This window comes from Agathobaculum sp. LCP25S3_E8 (assembly GCF_052117165.1).
In the GTDB taxonomy this organism is placed as follows: domain Bacteria; phylum Bacillota; class Clostridia; order Oscillospirales; family Butyricicoccaceae; genus Agathobaculum.
Window position 1 is genome coordinate 124,451 of sequence record NZ_JBQKJR010000002.1, and the last position, 16,994, is coordinate 141,444.

17 protein-coding genes are annotated in these 16,994 nt (G+C 57.1%); 3 read left to right on the forward strand and 14 right to left on the reverse strand.

The window, feature by feature from the left end; all coding sequences use genetic code 11:
• The first annotated feature begins 2 nt into the window (after positions 1–2).
• Both ACTQ34_RS01735 and nspC read left to right on the forward strand, forming a co-directional pair.
• Positions 3–1,262 carry a saccharopine dehydrogenase family protein gene (locus ACTQ34_RS01735; protein WP_441362209.1) on the forward strand — a complete coding sequence of 420 codons (1,260 nt, stop codon included), beginning with the start codon at positions 3–5 and terminating at the stop codon, positions 1,260–1,262.
• A gap of 1 nt (position 1,263) precedes the next feature.
• A complete protein-coding gene (gene nspC, locus ACTQ34_RS01740) occupies positions 1,264–2,394 on the forward strand; it encodes a carboxynorspermidine decarboxylase (protein ID WP_441362210.1) in 1,131 nt (376 codons plus the stop codon).
• A 42-nt stretch (positions 2,395–2,436) separates the two neighbouring features.
• On the opposite strand, the gene ACTQ34_RS01745 is transcribed toward nspC, so the two are convergent.
• The 14 genes from ACTQ34_RS01745 to ACTQ34_RS01810 form a co-directional block, all read right to left on the reverse strand.
• A complete protein-coding gene (locus tag ACTQ34_RS01745) occupies positions 2,437–4,092 on the reverse strand; it encodes an ATP-binding protein (RefSeq protein ID WP_441362211.1) in 1,656 nt (551 codons plus the stop codon).
• Positions 4,089–4,775: a response regulator transcription factor gene (locus ACTQ34_RS01750; RefSeq protein ID WP_441362212.1), complete on the reverse strand. Its 687-nt coding sequence runs from the start codon at positions 4,773–4,775 to the stop codon at positions 4,089–4,091. Before ACTQ34_RS01750 ends, ACTQ34_RS01745 begins: the two co-directional genes overlap by 4 nt.
• A gap of 68 nt (positions 4,776–4,843) precedes the next feature.
• Positions 4,844–5,491, reverse strand: coding sequence for a phosphate signaling complex protein PhoU (gene phoU, locus ACTQ34_RS01755; RefSeq protein WP_441362213.1), 648 nt, complete (start codon positions 5,489–5,491; stop codon positions 4,844–4,846).
• Entirely contained in the window at positions 5,491–6,246 is a 756-nt protein-coding gene (gene pstB, locus ACTQ34_RS01760; RefSeq protein ID WP_441362214.1) for a phosphate ABC transporter ATP-binding protein PstB, read from the reverse strand. The genes phoU and pstB overlap by 1 nt, the downstream gene beginning before the upstream one ends.
• A gap of 12 nt (positions 6,247–6,258) precedes the next feature.
• A complete protein-coding gene (gene pstA, locus ACTQ34_RS01765; RefSeq protein ID WP_441362215.1) occupies positions 6,259–7,143 on the reverse strand; it encodes a phosphate ABC transporter permease PstA in 885 nt (294 codons plus the stop codon).
• The gene (gene pstC, locus ACTQ34_RS01770; RefSeq protein ID WP_441362264.1) at positions 7,140–8,009 is read right to left on the reverse strand and encodes a phosphate ABC transporter permease subunit PstC; all 870 of its coding nucleotides are present in this window, start codon (positions 8,007–8,009) and stop codon (positions 7,140–7,142) included. Before pstC ends, pstA begins: the two co-directional genes overlap by 4 nt.
• Positions 8,010–8,111: 102 nt before the next feature.
• Positions 8,112–9,005: a substrate-binding domain-containing protein gene (locus ACTQ34_RS01775; protein ID WP_441362216.1), complete on the reverse strand. Its 894-nt coding sequence runs from the start codon at positions 9,003–9,005 to the stop codon at positions 8,112–8,114.
• Between the two features lie 200 nt (positions 9,006–9,205).
• A complete protein-coding gene (locus tag ACTQ34_RS01780) occupies positions 9,206–10,810 on the reverse strand; it encodes an O-antigen ligase family protein (RefSeq protein ID WP_441362217.1) in 1,605 nt (534 codons plus the stop codon).
• 4 nt (positions 10,811–10,814) lie between these two features.
• Positions 10,815–11,327, reverse strand: coding sequence for a DUF4330 domain-containing protein (locus ACTQ34_RS01785; RefSeq protein WP_441362218.1), 513 nt, complete (start codon positions 11,325–11,327; stop codon positions 10,815–10,817).
• A gap of 99 nt (positions 11,328–11,426) precedes the next feature.
• Positions 11,427–11,639, reverse strand: a complete 213-nt coding sequence (locus tag ACTQ34_RS01790) for a hypothetical protein (protein ID WP_441362219.1) — start codon at positions 11,637–11,639, stop codon at positions 11,427–11,429.
• 55 nt (positions 11,640–11,694) lie between these two features.
• On the reverse strand, positions 11,695–12,594 hold the full coding sequence (gene ispE / locus ACTQ34_RS01795; protein WP_441362220.1) for a 4-(cytidine 5'-diphospho)-2-C-methyl-D-erythritol kinase: 900 nt from the start codon (positions 12,592–12,594) through the stop codon (positions 11,695–11,697).
• Positions 12,595–12,611: 17 nt separating this feature from the next.
• Positions 12,612–13,409 (reverse strand): histidinol-phosphatase HisJ family protein, encoded by a 798-nt coding sequence (locus ACTQ34_RS01800; protein WP_441362221.1) that lies wholly within the window; start codon positions 13,407–13,409, stop codon positions 12,612–12,614.
• A gap of 17 nt (positions 13,410–13,426) precedes the next feature.
• Positions 13,427–14,320 carry a CPBP family intramembrane glutamic endopeptidase gene (locus ACTQ34_RS01805; protein ID WP_441362222.1) on the reverse strand — a complete coding sequence of 298 codons (894 nt, stop codon included), beginning with the start codon at positions 14,318–14,320 and terminating at the stop codon, positions 13,427–13,429.
• 70 nt (positions 14,321–14,390) lie between these two features.
• Positions 14,391–15,596, reverse strand: a complete 1,206-nt coding sequence (locus ACTQ34_RS01810; RefSeq protein ID WP_373164137.1) for an acetate/propionate family kinase — start codon at positions 15,594–15,596, stop codon at positions 14,391–14,393.
• Between the two features lie 156 nt (positions 15,597–15,752).
• Here ACTQ34_RS01810 and ACTQ34_RS01815 point away from each other — a divergent pair, with 156 nt between their 5' ends.
• Positions 15,753–16,958 carry a tRNA(Met) cytidine acetate ligase gene (locus ACTQ34_RS01815; protein ID WP_441362223.1) on the forward strand — a complete coding sequence of 402 codons (1,206 nt, stop codon included), beginning with the start codon at positions 15,753–15,755 and terminating at the stop codon, positions 16,956–16,958.
• Positions 16,959–16,994 lie beyond the last annotated feature (36 nt).

The window sequence follows — 16,994 nt, forward strand, 5'->3', positions numbered from 1 at the left end:
TTATGGGAAAAGCACTCATTATTGGCTGCGGCGGTGTGGCCTCGGTTGTCATTCACAAATGCTGCCAGAACAGCAGCGTATTTGAGGAAATCATGATTGCCTCGCGCACCAAGTCCAAGTGCGACGCAATCAAGGAAAAGCTGGAGGGCACCACGCCCGCCAAAATCCGCACCGCGAAGGTCGATGCGGATAACGTGGACGAGCTGGTGGCACTCATCGACGAATACAAACCAGATATCGTCATGAATATCGCCCTGCCCTATCAGGACCTGACCATCATGGACGCATGCCTCAAGTGCGGCGTCAACTATATGGATACGGCAAACTATGAGCCGGAGGACACCGACGACCCCAAGTGGCGCGAAATCTACGAAAAGCGCTGCAAGGAAGAGGGCTTCACCGCCTACTTCGACTATTCGTGGCAGTGGGCGTATAAAGAGAAGTTTGAAAAGGCCGGCCTGACCGCGCTTCTCGGCTCGGGCTTTGACCCGGGCGTCACGCAGGCCTACTGCGCGTATGCTCAGAAGCACCTGTTTGACCAGATCGACACCATCGACATTCTCGACTGCAACGGCGGCGACCACGGTTATCCGTTTGCCACCAACTTTAACCCCGAAATCAACCTGCGCGAGGTTTCCGCCCCCGGCTCGTACTGGGAGAACGGCCACTGGGTCGAAATCCCGGCCATGTCCATCAAGCGTGAATACGACTTTGATCAGGTTGGCCACAAGGACATGTACCTGCTGCATCATGAAGAGATCGAATCGCTGGCGAAGAACATCCCCGGCGTTAAGCGCATCCGCTTCTTCATGACCTTCGGCCAGAGCTATCTCACCCACATGAAGTGTCTGGAAAACGTCGGCATGCTGTCCACCACCCCGATTGAGTTCGAGGGGCATCAGATTGTGCCGATTCAGTTCCTCAAGGCGCTGCTGCCCGACCCCGCAACCCTCGGTCCGCGCACCAAGGGCAAGACCAACATCGGCTGCATTTTCACCGGTAAGAAGGACGGCAAGGAAAAGACTGCCTATATCTACAACGTCTGCGACCATGAAGAATGCTATCGCGAGGTCGGATCGCAGGCCATCAGCTACACAACGGGCGTGCCCGCCATGATCGGCGCTGCCATGCTGATGACCGGCAAGTGGAACAAGCCCGGCGTATATACGGTCGAGGAGTTCGATCCCGATCCGTACATGGAGGCCCTGAACAAGTGGGGCCTGCCGTGGCAAATCAACGAAAATCCGGTATTGGTGGACTGATATGAAATTTACCGAACTGCCCACCCCCTGCTTTCTTGTAGACGAAAACCGTCTGGTGCAGAATCTGGCCGTCCTGCGCGACGTTGCCGACCGCACGGGCGCAAAAATTCTGCTGGCGCAAAAGGCGTTTTCCATGTTCTCGGTCTATCCGCTGCTGCGCGAATATCTGGCCGGGACAACCGCGTCCGGTTTGTATGAGGCGCGCCTCGGTCACGAGGAATTCGGCGGCGAGACGCACGTCTACTCTCCCGCCTATGCCGAGGGCGAATTTCAGGAAATTCTGCACTATGCCGACCATATCGTGTTTAACTCGTTCCATCAGTGGAAGGCGTACGGCAGCCTTGCGCGTGCGGCGGGCAAAAGCTGCGGCCTGCGCGTCAACCCCGAGTGCTCTACCCAGCCCGCTGAGCATGCTATTTATGATCCCTGCGGTCCGGCTTCACGCCTGGGCATCACGGAGGAGAACTTCCAGCCCGAGCTGCTCACCGGCATCGACGGTCTGCACTTCCATACCCTGTGTGAGCAGAACGCGGACGATCTGGTACGCACCGTCGAGGCGTTCGAAGAGCGCTTCGGCAAGTATATGGAAGGTATGAAGTGGCTCAACCTCGGCGGCGGCCACCACATCACGCGTGACGATTACGACGTAGAAACGCTGGTACAGTGCGTCAACTATCTGCGCGAAAAGTACAATGTGCAGATTTATCTGGAACCGGGCGAGGCTGTTGTTCTCAACGCAGGGTATCTGGTTTCCACCGTGCTCGAAGTGATGAAAAACGGCAAGGAGATCGCCATTCTTGACACATCTGCGGCCTGCCACATGCCGGATGTGCTGGAAATGCCCTACCGTCCGCCGGTGTCTCGTGCGGACGAACCGGGCAAAAAGGCGTTTACCTATCTGCTCACCGGCCGCTCCTGTCTCGCGGGCGACGTGATCGGGGAATATTCCTTCGACAACACGCTGCGTCCGGGCGATCAGGTTATGTTTGAGGACATGGCGCTGTACACCATGGTCAAAACCAATACCTTTAACGGTGTGCCGCTGCCGCTCATCGCGATTCGCCGCGCGGACGGCACGGACGAAGCCGTGCGCATGTTTGACTACGACGACTTCAAAAACCGTTTATCTTAACAAAAAAAGCATCCCGCAGGGAAATTCCCTGCGGGATTTCTTTTATTCTGCTTTGGGAAAACGCAGCGTAATTTGAGTGCCCTCACCCAGTGTGCTGTGCAGGTCGATCTGCGCGTGATGCAGCGCCGCGCCGTGCTTGACAATCGACAGGCCAAGGCCGGTACCGCCGGTCTGCTTGCTGTGGCTCTTATCCACGCGGTAAAACCGCTCAAACACGCGCGGCTGATCGGCAGGCGCAATACCGATACCGGTATCCGACACGCATACAAACGGCACGCCGTTTTCCTCGCCTGTTTGGAGCGTCACCGAGCCATGCGGCTTATTGTACGCGATAGCATTATCCGCCAGATTAAAAACCATCTGTTCGAGCGTACGCCGCTCACCGGACACCGTAACCGGCTTACCCGTCAGATGCAAGGTTATCTTGTGCTCTGCTGCCTTGTGCGCGAGACGATCGCGCACCGTACCGCACAGTGCGGACAATTCCACCGGCTCGAACGGTACGGACGACCCCTCGTCCAGCTGGGACAGGCGGATAATATCCTCGATAAGTGTCAGCAGACGCATGGCTTCGCTTCGAATTTTACCGGCAAAGCGGCCGATATCCTCCGGCCGAACGATACCGTTCTCCATAATCTCTGCAAAACCCATGATGCTGGTCAGCGGCGTTTTCAGCTCGTGCGAAACGTTCGCCGTAAATTCCTGCCGCTGACGCTCAGCCTGCTCGCGCTCAGTGATATCCACCACGAACAACACCGCCGCATGACTTTGCCCCTCTCCAGCGACCGAACTTGCCGTCAGCGAGTACACGCGCCCATCTTTTCCCATCCGTCCGTGCGCGCTTTCGCCGCCAAGCGCCTTTTCCACCACGCGGATATACTCTGCATCGCGGCACAGCGTCATGTATCCTCCGGTCGCACTGTCCTTGGGAAACAGTACCCGCACCGCACGATTGGCAAACAAAATATCGCCCTCGGCAGAAAACAGCACCAACCCTTCATCCATGCGGGCGGTGATGTCGTCAAATTCCGCCTGCCGCCGTTTGAGTTCGCACAGCTGCGACTCTATCTTGCGGTTTTGCTTATCCATCCGGTGCAGCAGCGGCGACAACTCATCATACGCATCATTTTTGAGCGGCTCACGCAGATCGAGCGTCACAATCGGCGCCAGAAACACATGGGTCAGCCAGCTTGCCAGCAGTGCGGCCACCAGCAGCGCCAGCAGCACGACGAGCACAATCCACGGCGACGCGGATGATAACGCGCCGAACGCACTGTCCGCCGTCGAAGAGACCCGCAGCACCGTGCCGTCTGCCAGCCGGATTGCATAGTAATAGGTCTGCTCCGCCAGCGTATCGGACAGACGGCTGGACTCGCCCACGCCTTTTTCCTGCGCCTGGGCAATTTCGGGACGCGAAGCATGGTTTTCCATCTGTGCTGCGTCGCTCTTGTTATCATATAGCACGGTGCCGTCCGTGTCGACCAGCGTAATACGGTCGGCATACACATTGCCGATACGCTGCAGCTCCTGTTCCTCTCCAGAGGCAGCCGCTGCGGCAATGTAGTTGCACTCCTCGCTCAGACGCTCCCGCAAATCCTGCGACAGCCCGGAATGCACCGCCACCAGCAGCAGGGATACCGTAACAATCAGCGTGACCAGCGCGGTGAGAAAAATGCTGCCGAAAACGCGCTTTCTCATGCATGTTCCCCCATGCGATAGCCAACGCCGCGCACGGTTTCAATCATCGAACCCGCCGCGCCCAGCTTTTGCCGCAGGGTGCGAATGTGCACATCCACCGTCCGGGTTTCACTCTCGTTGCCATAGCCCCAGATATTCTCGAGCAGCACGTCGCGTGTGAGTACCGCACCGCGGTTTTTCATCAGCAGGCACAGCAGTTGGTACTCCTTGAGCGTCAGCTGCACCTCCTGCTCACCGACAAACACGCTGTGCGCACGCTCGTCTACACAGATATCCCCCGCGACCAGCAGCCGTGCTTCCTCTCCGCCGCCCGGCTCGGTCTGCGTGCGGCGCAGCACCGCGCGGATGCGCGCCACCAGCTCCATCATGCCGAAGGGCTTGGCGACATAATCGTCCGCACCGCTGTCCAGCCCAACCACCTTGTCATATTCCGTATTTTTTGCCGTCAGCAAAATGACCGGGATAGCCGCCGTATCCTGTGTTTCGCGCAGCCGGCGCAGGATGGTGATGCCATCCTCCCCCGGCAACATGATATCGAGCAGAATCAACTGCGGCTTTTTCTCACGCAGCGCCGCAAACAGCGCGCTGCCATCCTCCAACCCACGGGCTTCCATACCCGTGTTTTGCAGTGTATAGACGACCAGTTCCCGGATGCCTGCATCGTCCTCCACGCAATAGATCATTGCGTTTCCTCCTCAAAGCTGCCTGGAGCAGCTGCATTTCCAAACCTTTTTAACGATGATACCGCACCTCAGTCGGCCGGTGTCTTGTGTGTGCCGGTGATGGAGAACTCCACCCACTCGGCGATGTTGGTTGCGTGATCCCCGATGCGCTCCAGATACTTGGCAATCATCAGGATATCCAGCACACGTTCGCCGTCGTCCGTATTCTGTGCAATTTCCGCAATCAAATCCTTCTTGCACTCGGCAAACAGATTATCGACCACGTCATCGTACTCAATTACGCTCCACGCGAGCGTCAGGTCTCGGCGCACAAAGGCATCCAGACTGTCGGTCACCATTTTGATGGTCGCCTGCGCCATCTCCTCGATATGCTGGTTGTGACCGCACGCGCCGGACAAATAAGTGACAATCTCTGCGATATCGCTTGCCTGATCGCCGATGCGCTCAATATCCGTAATCATCTTAAGGACAGATGAAATCAGGCGCAGATCACTTGCCACCGGCTGCTGCTGCAGCAGGAGCTTGAGACACATGGACTCAATCTCACGCTCCTTGCGGTCGATTTCCTGATCGATGCGGATGGCGGACGCGGCCAACTGGGTATCGCCGCCGAGCAGCGCCTTGACCGAACTTGCAATGGCGTTCTCGCACAGTGCCCCCATGGCAATCAACTCGTTGTTCAGCTCCAAAAGCTGCGAATCAAAACGGTTTCTCATCAGCCAAACCTCCCCGTAATGTAGTCTTCAGTGCGCTTGTCCTTTGGCATAGAGAACAGCTTTTCGGTGTCCCCGACTTCAATCATATCGCCAAGCAGGAAGAACGCGGTGGTATCGGATACGCGGGTGGCCTGCTGCATATTGTGCGTGACCATAACGATAGTATAATCTTTTTTCAGCTCGAGTACAAGGTCTTCAATCTTCGCGGTGGAAATCGGGTCGAGTGCGGAGGTCGGCTCGTCCATCAGCAGCACTTCCGGGTTTGCCGCGAGCGCGCGGGCAATGCAGATACGCTGCTGCTGTCCACCCGACATGGACAGTGCGGACTTTTTCAGACAATCCTTGGTTTCGTCCCAGATGGCGGCATGACGCAGTGAAGTTTCGACAATCTCGTCCAGCTTAACACGGCTCTTAATGCCGTGCGTGCGCGGACCGTAAGCAATATTGTCGTAAATGGACATCGGGAACGGATTGGGCTTCTGGAACACCATGCCCACGCGGCGGCGCAAAATATTCACATCACAGTCGTGATAGATGTCCTCTCCATCCAGACGGATATCACCCGTAATCTTGCAGCCCTCGACCAAATCGTTCATGCGGTTGAGCGAGCGCAAAAGCGTTGACTTGCCACAGCCGGAAGGCCCAATGAACGCTGTAATCTCATTGGCCTTGATATCCAAATCAATATCATGCAGGGCATGAAAATCCCCGTAATAGAGGTTCATGTCCCGAATCTCAATTTTATTCTGCTCCATAGCTTCCTCCGATTACTTTTTGGTCAGCTTTTTGGCAACAATCGCCGAAATCGTGTTCATCAGCAGCACAACCACCAGCAGAACCACCGCGGTGGCATAGGCTTCATTCATATTCAGGCCCTCGCCGGACAAAACATACATATGAATGGCAAGCGTACGGCCGGACTGGAACAAGCCCGGAATCTGCGCCATCGTACCGGCCGTGAAAATCAGCGCTGCGGTTTCGCCCACGATGCGGCCAATTGCCAGAATGATACCCGACAGGATGCCCGGCATCGCACTGGGCAGTACGATGCGGAACACCGTGCGCAAACGCCCCGCGCCCAAACCAAGCGAGCCTTCGCGATAGGTATCCGGCACCGAGATGAGCGCCTCTTCCGCCGTGCGCATGATAAGCGGCAGAATCATAATGGCCAGTGTCATTGCGCCTGCGAGCAGCGAGTATCCCCAGTGCAGCTGGGTGACGAAAAACAGCATGCCGAACAGACCGTAAACGATGGATGGAATACCGGACAGCGTCTCGGTGGTGATGCGGATGATGTTCACCAGCTTATTACCGCGGGAGGCATATTCGTTCAAATACACGGCGGTGAACAGGCCGAACGGCACCGCCAGCAGCAGCGCAAGCAGTGTCATCTCCACGGTTGTGATGATGGCCGGCATCATGGATACATTGTCTGAATTATAGGTCCACTCAAACAGCGACGGTTTAAGATGTGGCACGCCGTTAATCAGAATATATGCAATCAGGAAAATCAGCACGGCAAAGGTCAGGATTGCCGCACCGTACACCAGCCCTTTTTGCAGGCGTGCTTTGCCGCGGCCATATACCCGCGGTCGCTTTTCCGCCGTTTGGACTGCGGTTTTCTTGACAGCAGTCGTCGCTTCGCTTGTCATGCGTCCTTCCTCCTTTTCAGCACCGAGAAGGTGAGGTTAATCAGCAAGATGAACACGAACAAAACCACACCCGTGGCAATCAGCGCCTCGCGGTGCAGGCCGGTCGCGTACCCCATTTCGATGACGATGTTTGCCGTCATCGTGCGGATGCCCTTGAGCATGCTGCCTGTCAGTCTCGGCTGGTTGCCCGCGACCATGATAACCGCCATCGTCTCACCGATGGCGCGGCCGATGCCGAGCACGATACCGGCCAGCACGCCGGACTTCGCAGCCGGCAGCATGACCGAGAAAATCGCGCGCTCATGGGTGGCGCCCATGGCGACCGCACCCTCATAATAGGCGTTCGGCACCGCGCGCAGCGCCGCTTCGGATACGCCGATAATGGTCGGCAGTATCATGATGCCAAGCAGAATGGATGCAGATAGGATGGTTGACCCAGAGGATATCTTTGAGCCGCAGAATTTGGCTACATCGAGTACCACCGGCGCGATAACCACCATGCCGAAAAAGCCGTACACGATGGACGGAATGCCCGCCAGCAGCTCGGTGCAGGGTTTGAGCACACCGTAGATGCGCTTCGGGCAATAAAATGCCATAAAAATCGCGGTCAGCAGGCCGATCGGCACGCCGATGACAATAGCACCGGCTGTGATGTAAATGCTGCCGACAATCATCGGCAGGATGCCGTAAATGTCGTTGCCCGGCTTCCAGGTTGTACCGGTCAGAAAGTCCAGCACACCAATTTCGCGGATGGCGGGAATGCCGTTGGCAAACAGAAAAATGCAGATCAGGGCTACCGCAAGAATGGACGCGAGCGCGCAGACAAAAAACACGCCGTGCATCACCTTTTCAAGCAGGTTTCTCATGCCGCCCTTCTGCCGGGTTGCGGATTCGTTCATGTTTTCACCCCATAGACAGTGGGAAAGGGCGAAACGGATTTCGCCCTGATTTCCCGTGTTCGGTTATTCTTACGCGGCTACGTCGGCCCAGTCAGTGGTCTCGCCGGTGTAGATGCTCTTAATCTGGTCCATCGTCAGGCCCGTGATCGTGTTAGCCGGGTTCACAACAACTGCGATGCCGTCCAGTGCGATGGAGGTGGGGGTCAGTTCCGCCTTCTCCTCATCCTTCAGCTCACGGGAAGCCATGCCGATGGCAAAGGTGCCGTCCATTGCGCCGGTCATACCGGAGGTGGAGTCCGAGGTCTGCAGCTCAATCTTAGCCTTGGGGTTGACCGCCTGATAAGCCTCAATCAGCTTTTCCATTACCGGAGAAACCGAAGAGGAACCGCCAACTGCAATCTGACCTTCCGAACCGTCCGTGGTGAAGGCTTCCGCTGCATCGTTGACCTTAATGTAGCCTTCTTCTTCCACAATTGCCTGACCGTCAGCGCTCAGAATGAAGTTAATGAAGTCCTTGGCAACGCCGGTCGGCTCACCCTTGGTGGCAATGTTGAACGGACGGGACAGCGTGTAGTCGCCGCTCTTGACGTTCTCAACCGTAGCATCTACGCCGTCTACCTGAATCGCCTTGACGGTATCATTCAGAGAGCCGAGCGATACATAGCCGATGGCGCTCTCGTTGCCGGCCACACTGGTCAGCACCACATCGGTCTTGTTGGCGATTTCCGCGTCAACCGTGGTGTTATCGCCGTTGTCGTCCTCCACGCCGGTCAGCTCAACAAATGCGCTGCGCGTGCCCGAACCGTCCTCACGGGAAATAACCGTAATCACACCGGACATGCCGGTAGAGGCGCTGTCATCCGTACCGCTTTCGCTTGCACCATTGGAGCCATTGCCGCCGCAGCCGGCCAGCGCGCCGCACAGCATCAGACCTGCCAGAAGCAGGGATACACTCTTTTTCATAATTTGAATTTCTCCTTTTCATTCAGATCTTGTTTTTCGTTACAAGCATATCTTACGGGGACAATGTAAAATCCAAAAGTCCGTGTTTGTAAAATCCGTGTAAAGCAGAAAGGATTGTGTAAAGTGCGCAAAAAAGGACGGCAAAACCGCAGTTTTGTCGTCCTTTTTATAGATTATGCTGTTTTCTTTGCAAAAGTCGGTCAACGTTTCCCCGACGGATCCTGTTTGCGTTTACGGAAATATCCCAGATACAATATCGCCGCCGCCATACTCCAGAAGTAGGCCATCATGTACGGCACTTCGAAGATATTCTCGAAATAGCAGTGCACCAATACGCCGCACATGCCCGCAAACATCGACACCGCAAGCACGCGGGTGCGGTCGGTCTGGTTAAAATTCGTCCGACCGATTGCGCGCAGACACCAGAGTATCATACCGATCAGCAGAATGATGAAGAAAATCAAGCCGAGGTAGCCCATCTCCACCAGCGTTTTCAGATAATAGTTGTCCATGTAGAAATACTCGAAGGTGTCCGTCTCTTCGATGATTTTATTCTGCATGGCAACCGCGCCGCCGAAGCGGCCCAGTCCGAAGCCCAGCCATGAATTGGACTCATGCAGCAGGTTAAGACCGGTCTCCCAGCGCACCATACGTCCCGCCCGTTGGCTGGCCTCCATATAATCCGCCGTGAACATATAGGTGATGCGGCTGGCAATCGATGGGATGGCCAGCAGTGCACCCGCACCGGCCACGGCCATCAGTGCAATCAGGCGGCGGTCCAGGAAGATGGCGAACACAATCACCGCAACCGCCAAGCCGCCCCACGCGCCCTTGGAGAAGGTGAAGATGCAGCACAGGCACATCATACCGGTCACGCCGATAGCCAGCACCTTGACCCACATCTTTTTGCAGTAATACGCCAGGCCTGCCGCCATGGGCGCGAACAGCACCAGCAGACTGCCCATGATATTCGGGCTGCCGGTCAGCGAATAGACGCGCGTGCGCACGCTTTCCTCGGTCTGGGACACCCAGCCCGCCGGAATGGGCGCGGCGACAATATACTGATAAATGCCGTGCAGCGTAATCGGGATCGCCATGGCAAGCAGCGCGCCGTAAAAAATGGCAAAATCGCGGTCATCCTCAATCAGTCGTGTGACGAGGAAGAACCAGAACAGGTACTGCACCACCGCGCGCAAGCCAGCCACCGCAATAGACGGATAGGGTGACACTGCGCACATCAGGAAAAAGCCCACGCCGATGAACAGCAGCAGATAAGCGTCCACAGGCGTTGCACGCGACTGCAGCGGCGCACGACGCATCGCGGTGTGCCACAGAATGTAGGCAAACGCCGCAAGCATCAGGCATTCATCCCATACCGAACCGATAACGGCAATCGGGATAAAGTTGCGGATAAAATAATCCAGCGGCAGATACATGGCCAAACATACGAGCAGCAAACCGCGCACGCCGAAAAACCGGCATACCCGACCGACCACGCCGCCGCCGAGAAAGTTCGAAACCGGCTTCCAGATGGCAAGGCAGATTCGGTAAATCAGGCTTTGCGCCGCCGCATCGCCCAGATGTTCGACAAAACGCCGCAGCGCAGCAATGATGCGCGCATAACGGCTGTTAGCCGCCGTACAGATGGGCGCGGCACAAAAACCGTCCCACATCCGGCGAAACCGGGAATCCGGATACGCGTCCGCGACCTTCCGGAAAAATCCCGCGATTGCGCCCTCGTGATACCATTCACGCAAGCGCAGCGCTGCCCGTACCAGCAGGCTGTTTTGAAAAATCGCTTTCATAGGCTTATTCCGCTGAATCCGCGATATCGACCATGTCGATGTTGCCGGTCGTCTCAAAGTCGTTGGTCTTTACAATAAACGTACGGCCCGCGCGCACCTCCTGCGTGCCGATGGCAGGCGCCGCCGTTCCTTCTGCTACTGTGGTTTCAATCGTGAACACCAAATCACGCTTATCCGGGTCGCGCGCGGTAACAATCTGACCGTCCGCCGTGGTTACCTGCTGGTCGTACGGCTCAATCTGCATGTCCGTAATCACCGCATCGGTATACGAGCTGCCGCTGACGATTTTCTTGCCAATCTGACTGTTGCGCTGCACTTCTTGCACCAGGAAGGGCGTTGCGCCGCGCACACGAACGGTGACGGTCATAGGGACCTGTTTTGCAGCTGCATTGGCAATCTGCGGCGCAAACAGCTTATAGCCTACGCCCGCAATCACAGCGATAGCCGCCACCAGCACAAGCAGGTCGACGATGTTGATGATGCCGAACAGCTTGCCCTTTTCATTGATAATCTTCATGTTTTTCCTCCGTTGGTAGGTTTGCGGCCGGTTTTCCGATACGAAACAGGAATGCCGCTTTGCGGCTATTATACCACAGAGGGACAGGGGCGGCAAGTTTTATCCCGTGATCTCGTACCACCAATCGACCAATTTGCATCGAAATGTAACCGAATTTCCATTTTCAGACGGTGCCGCCGCCTCATCACAGGTGACGGCAAACGCTGTGCACCACCATGCGCTGCGTATCTGCTGCGGCGCAAACGCCCCTGTCAGCAGGATACTACACGCGGTCACCACCGCGATTACCGCCTGTTTGGTCTGTTGTGTCATAAAAATACCGCCTTCCGTCATCTGGTGTCCCCAGTATGCCCGGAAGGCAGGTTCATTATACCGTTTCGGTCAGGAAAGTGTCCGCAAAGCGGCGAGACAGCATTTTCGCCGCAGTCTTGGCGCGGCCCTCATCCGAAAATAGGCCGAATACCGTCGGTCCGGAGCCGCTCATCAGCGTACCGTTCGCGCCGTTTTCCTCGAGGCACGCCTTGATTTCTCCAATCTGGCGGCGCTTGGTGGCCGTCACCAATTCCATGACATTGCTCAGACGTTTGCATACACCTGCAAAGTCGCCGTTTTCCAGCGCGCGAATCATGCCCGACGCATCCGGCCGGTTTTTCAGCTCCACCGAGTCGATTTCGGCATAAACCTCCTTAGTGGAAACCCCAAACGGCGGCTTGCATAGCACAACCCAGCAATGCGGCATGGGCGGCAGTGCGGTCAGCTCCTCGCCAATACCCTCAGCCAGCATCGTGCCGCCGCGCAGGCAGTACGGCACATCCGCGCCGAGTTTCAATCCCATCTCGCACAGCTCGTCGTCGCTCAGTCCGGTCTCATGCAGCGTATTGAGCGCGCGCAGCACCGCTGCCGCGTCAGTCGAACCACCAGCCAGCCCCGCGGCCACCGGAATGCGCTTTTCAATATGAATTTCGCACGTTTCCAGCAGTGTTCCCGTCTTTTGATAGAACAGATCCGCCGCGCGATACGCCAGATTGCGCTCGTCCAACGGCAGATAGGGCAGGTTGCAGCTCAGTACAATGCCGCGCGGCTTTTTTTCGCCGTGGGTCACAACAACCTGCACATCGTCATGCAATTCGACCGACTGCATCACCATTTTGACCGTATGATAGCCGTCGTCCCGGCGGCCGGTCACATCCAGCGTCAGATTGATTTTTGCGTGACCCTGCACGGTGGTTTCGGCGTGCGTAATTTCGTTTTTATTATGAAATAACATGATTTCTCCCTGCTTATTTATATTAATGACACCTGTTCCGGCTTGCGTCCACGGAACACGGTAACGGTTGTGAACCCTGCGTCCAGCGCGTTCGCTGTACAGTCCGCCACACCGCGGCCGACCGTGTCCAGCGTGTGGGAATCCGATCCGATCGAGATGCGTTCGCCGCCCATGCGGCGGTATTCATACAGGATATTCTGTGGCGGGCCGACTTTTTTCTGCCAGCCAGCCAGTCCTGCAGCGTTCAGCTCGAGCGCATAACCATGGTCGATGCAGGCGCGCAGCACCTGCTGCACGCGATCCATATACTGATCGAACGACGGCACATAGTCGCCGTGCTTCATCACGCGCAACGGATAGTCGATGTGCGCCAGCACGTCAAAGCCGCCGTGCGCCTCCATTTCCAACACCTGATCAAAATATTCCTGCAAAAACGCATCGCAGTCCAGATGCTCGTAATCGTGAAAATAGATGTCCAGATCATTGGGCATCGCGTGCAGCGAGCCAATTACCATGTCCAACTGGTGCCCACGCACAAACGCATCCGCCGCGGTATCGGCATGAATCTGTCCGATTTCAATCCCAACCAGCACCTCAATTCCTTCCGCCGTTTCCTTAGCCGCCCGCACGTCGCGCAGGCAGGCTTCCGCGTCCCGGTTTTCCGCCGGGCCATGGGTACGGTAAAAATCCAGATGGTCGGTAATGCCGATGATGTCCAGCCCTGCCGCGCGGCAGGCGCGCACTTTATCCGCCACCGTCTGCGGGGAAGCAGCATCCGCCGAATACCCCGTATGCATATGCAAATCCACTCGCATTGCTGATTTCCGCCTTTCTAGTAAACATACATGGTTGCCGCCTGCACAAAACAGAGGATAATAGCCAGAGCCATACCGACACTGCCGAATACCGTCCGCATAGACGGCGCGCACGGACCATGCGCCCACAACTGCCGCTTTCTGCCGCGCACCAGCAGCACCGCGCCCACAATGGTCAGCACCGGCCAGCTCAGCCCGTACAGCACGGGCAAGACCCCGTCCTCGGGCAGCAGATAGATGACAAACGACCCGTAAAAATTAAACAGCATATGCAGCACGACCGATGTTTTGAGCTTTCCGGTGTAAAAATACGCATAGGCCAGCAGCAATCCCAGCAGAAACGCATAGAAAAACTGCGACAGGTTCGCGTGATACAGGCCGAACAGCAGTGCGGAGATAAACGCTGCCGGTTTTTGTCCATACCGCGCCAGCCGTCCGGCTATCAGATCACGGAACAACAATTCTTCACATAGCGGACCAAGCACGCATGCGCCCAGCAGCATAACCGCCAGCGGCATTTCGTTAAAGGTTTCGGTCACCAGATCGACGGTCTCCAGATTCGCTATCTGATAGACCAGATCATTGAGCCACGATCCGATCAGGGACCCCACCCACATCAGCCCGATGCCGATGACAAACCAGCGCACCAGCAAACGCACGGTCAACGGACGCTGCACCCGCTCGGGCACGGGTATCCGGCGGCACAGCCAGTAGGACAGCGGCAGCGCGAGCAGATAATACCCCACAAGCGCCAGCAGCATATATGTACTCTCACCGCCAGCCAAACGTCCGGCCAGCGACAAAGCCATCAGCCCCACCTGCCACACCAGCATGATCACGGTGGTCAGCACCAGCGCCCAGCCCAGCCGCGCGCAGTATTTCCGTTCCTGTCGAAGTGCGTTTTCCTGCATATTATCCTCCCTGACGGCAGAAAAACAGGGCAAAGCCTTGTTGCCCCGCCCCGTTTTTCCGTTTTCTTTGTTACTTTGCTTCGTTTACCAGACGCTCGGTATCCTTGGCGATCATCAGTTCCTCATTGGTGGGGATGACCAGCACACGCACACGCGCCCAATCGATGGAGATATCCATCTGTGTGCCGCGGTACTTGTTCTTCTCCGGGTCGATCTTGATGCCGAGATACTCCATGTGTTCGCAAACGTCCCAACGAACCGAACGGTCGTTTTCGCCTACGCCCGCGGTAAAGATGATAGCATCTACACCGCCCATCTCCGCGATGTACGATCCGATAATCTTTTTAACCGACAGGTTGAACATTTCCTTGGCCAGCGCCGCACGCGCGTTGCCGTCGGCAATGGCAGCATCCAAATCGCGGAAGTCGGACGAAACGCCCGAAATACCCAGCATACCAGACTTCTTGTTGAGAATATTGATAACATCTGCCGCAGAGATATTCTCATGCTCCGCCAGGAACTCAATGATAGCCGGGTCCAGATTGCCCGCGCGGGTACCCATCGGCAGACCATCCAGCGGCGTGAAGCCCATCGAGGTATCATAGCTCTTGCCGCGGTTAATCGCGCAAATGGAAGAACCGTTGCCCAGATGACAGGTGATAAGGCGCAGCTCCTCGATCGGACGGCCGAGCATCTCAGCAGCCTGCTGGGAAACATACTTGTGGCTGGTGCCGTGGAAACCGTAGCGACGAATCTTGTACTTCTCATAGTACTCATACGGAATCGCATACATGTAATGCGACTGCGGCATGGTCTGATGGAACGCGGTGTCGAATACCGCAACCATCGGAACATCCGGACCCATAACGTCGCGGCAAGCCTGAATGCCGATGAGGTTGGGCGGATTGTGCAGCGGTGCGAGCGGTACGCAATCCTCGATCGCCTTGATGACCTTTTCGGTGATGATGACGCTGTCCGAGAAGAACTCGCCGCCGTGTACCACGCGGTGACCGACCGCGTCAATCTCGCTCATCGAGGAGATAACGCCCTTTTCGGGATCCAGCAGTACGTCGATAACCGCCTGGATCGCTTCTTTATGCGTCGGCATTGCGATATCAAACTTGAATTTCTCATCCGACTTGTTGCCGGTGTGGGTGAGCACGCCGTCGATGCCGATGCGCTCACACAGGCCCTTGGCCATGACCTCGCCGGACTCCGTGTCGAGCAGCTGATACTTGAGCGAAGAGCTGCCGGCGTTGATAACCAGAACTTTCATTTGCAAAACTCCCTTGTGCCGTATTTGGCGGCTTGCACAAAGCCGCGGAAGCCGATATAATAATATTACACTCTTATATTACACGATTTAGCGCAAATGTACAAGCCAAAATTTATACTGCGCCCCTGTGTATTTGCGATTTAAAGGAGCCTGTTTATGACCGTCTGCGGCATTGTTGCCGAATACAATCCGTTTCACGCGGGACATGCGCACCATCTTGCCGAAACCCGCCATGCGCTGGGCACGGACACGGCCATTGTGTGCGCGATGAGCGGCAATTTCGTCCAGCGCGGCGACCTTGCGGTCATGGAAAAGTACCGCCGTGCGGAAGCCGCCGTGCGGTGCGGCGTGGATCTGGTGCTGGAAACACCGCTGTCCGCCTGCCTGTGGTCGGCGTCCGGTTTTGCGTTCGGCGCTGTCTCACTGCTGGATGCGCTGGGCTGCGTGACCCACTTGTCCTTCGGTGCGGAGCAGGCCGATCTTGCCCTGCTGCGCCGCGCGGCCAACCTGTCGCGCGCGGAAGGAGAACACGCAGACGCGCTGCGGCAGGCGCTTGCAGCCGGGCTGCCCTATGCCGCTGCTGTGCAGCGGGCAGTCTGCGCAGCCGACCCGCAAGCCGGCGCGCTGCTGACAAGCCCCAACAACACCCTTGCAGTCGAGTATCTGTGCGCGCTGGACACGCTCGAGAGCACGATGCAGCCGCTTGCCGTCTTACGTGCAGGCGGCGCGCACGACAGCGACACCCCGGCGGACGGTCTGCCCTCAGCGTCCTATCTTCGCAAGCTGATTGCACAAGACGATGCAGATGCCTGCCGTTCGCTGATGCCGGAGGCGTCGTTTGCAACACTTACGCAAGCGATAAAGCAAGGTGCAGCGCCGGTAACACGAAACGCGGCAGATCAAGCCATCCTCGCACATCTGCGGCGGCTGACGCCCGATGCGCTTGCCCGCTATTGCGGCGGCGATGGATTGGAACACCGGCTGCGTGCCGCCATTCGCGACAACACGAGCTTTTCTGCGGTCTGCGCTGCTGCGCAGACCCGCCGTTACCCACTCGCGCGGGTACGCCGTGCGCTCATGCGGGCGTGGCTCGACCTGCCAACCAGCGTCCCGCCCACCGCGGACTATATCCGTTTGCTGGCTGTCGGTGCGCGCGGTCGGGACGTCCTGCGCCGCATGAAAGACACCTGCACGCTTCCGGTTATCGTCAAACCGGTGACCGAACGCACACTGCCGGACGCACTGCAATCCGCTCTCGCACACGATGCGCTTGCGGATGACCTGTATGCCCTCGCCTATCCCGACCCGACGCTGCGCGTCGGCGGCGACCACTTCCGCAAATCCCCATTCTGCCTGTCATGACCTGTTCCACCCACTGATATCTTTTAAGGGAGGTAT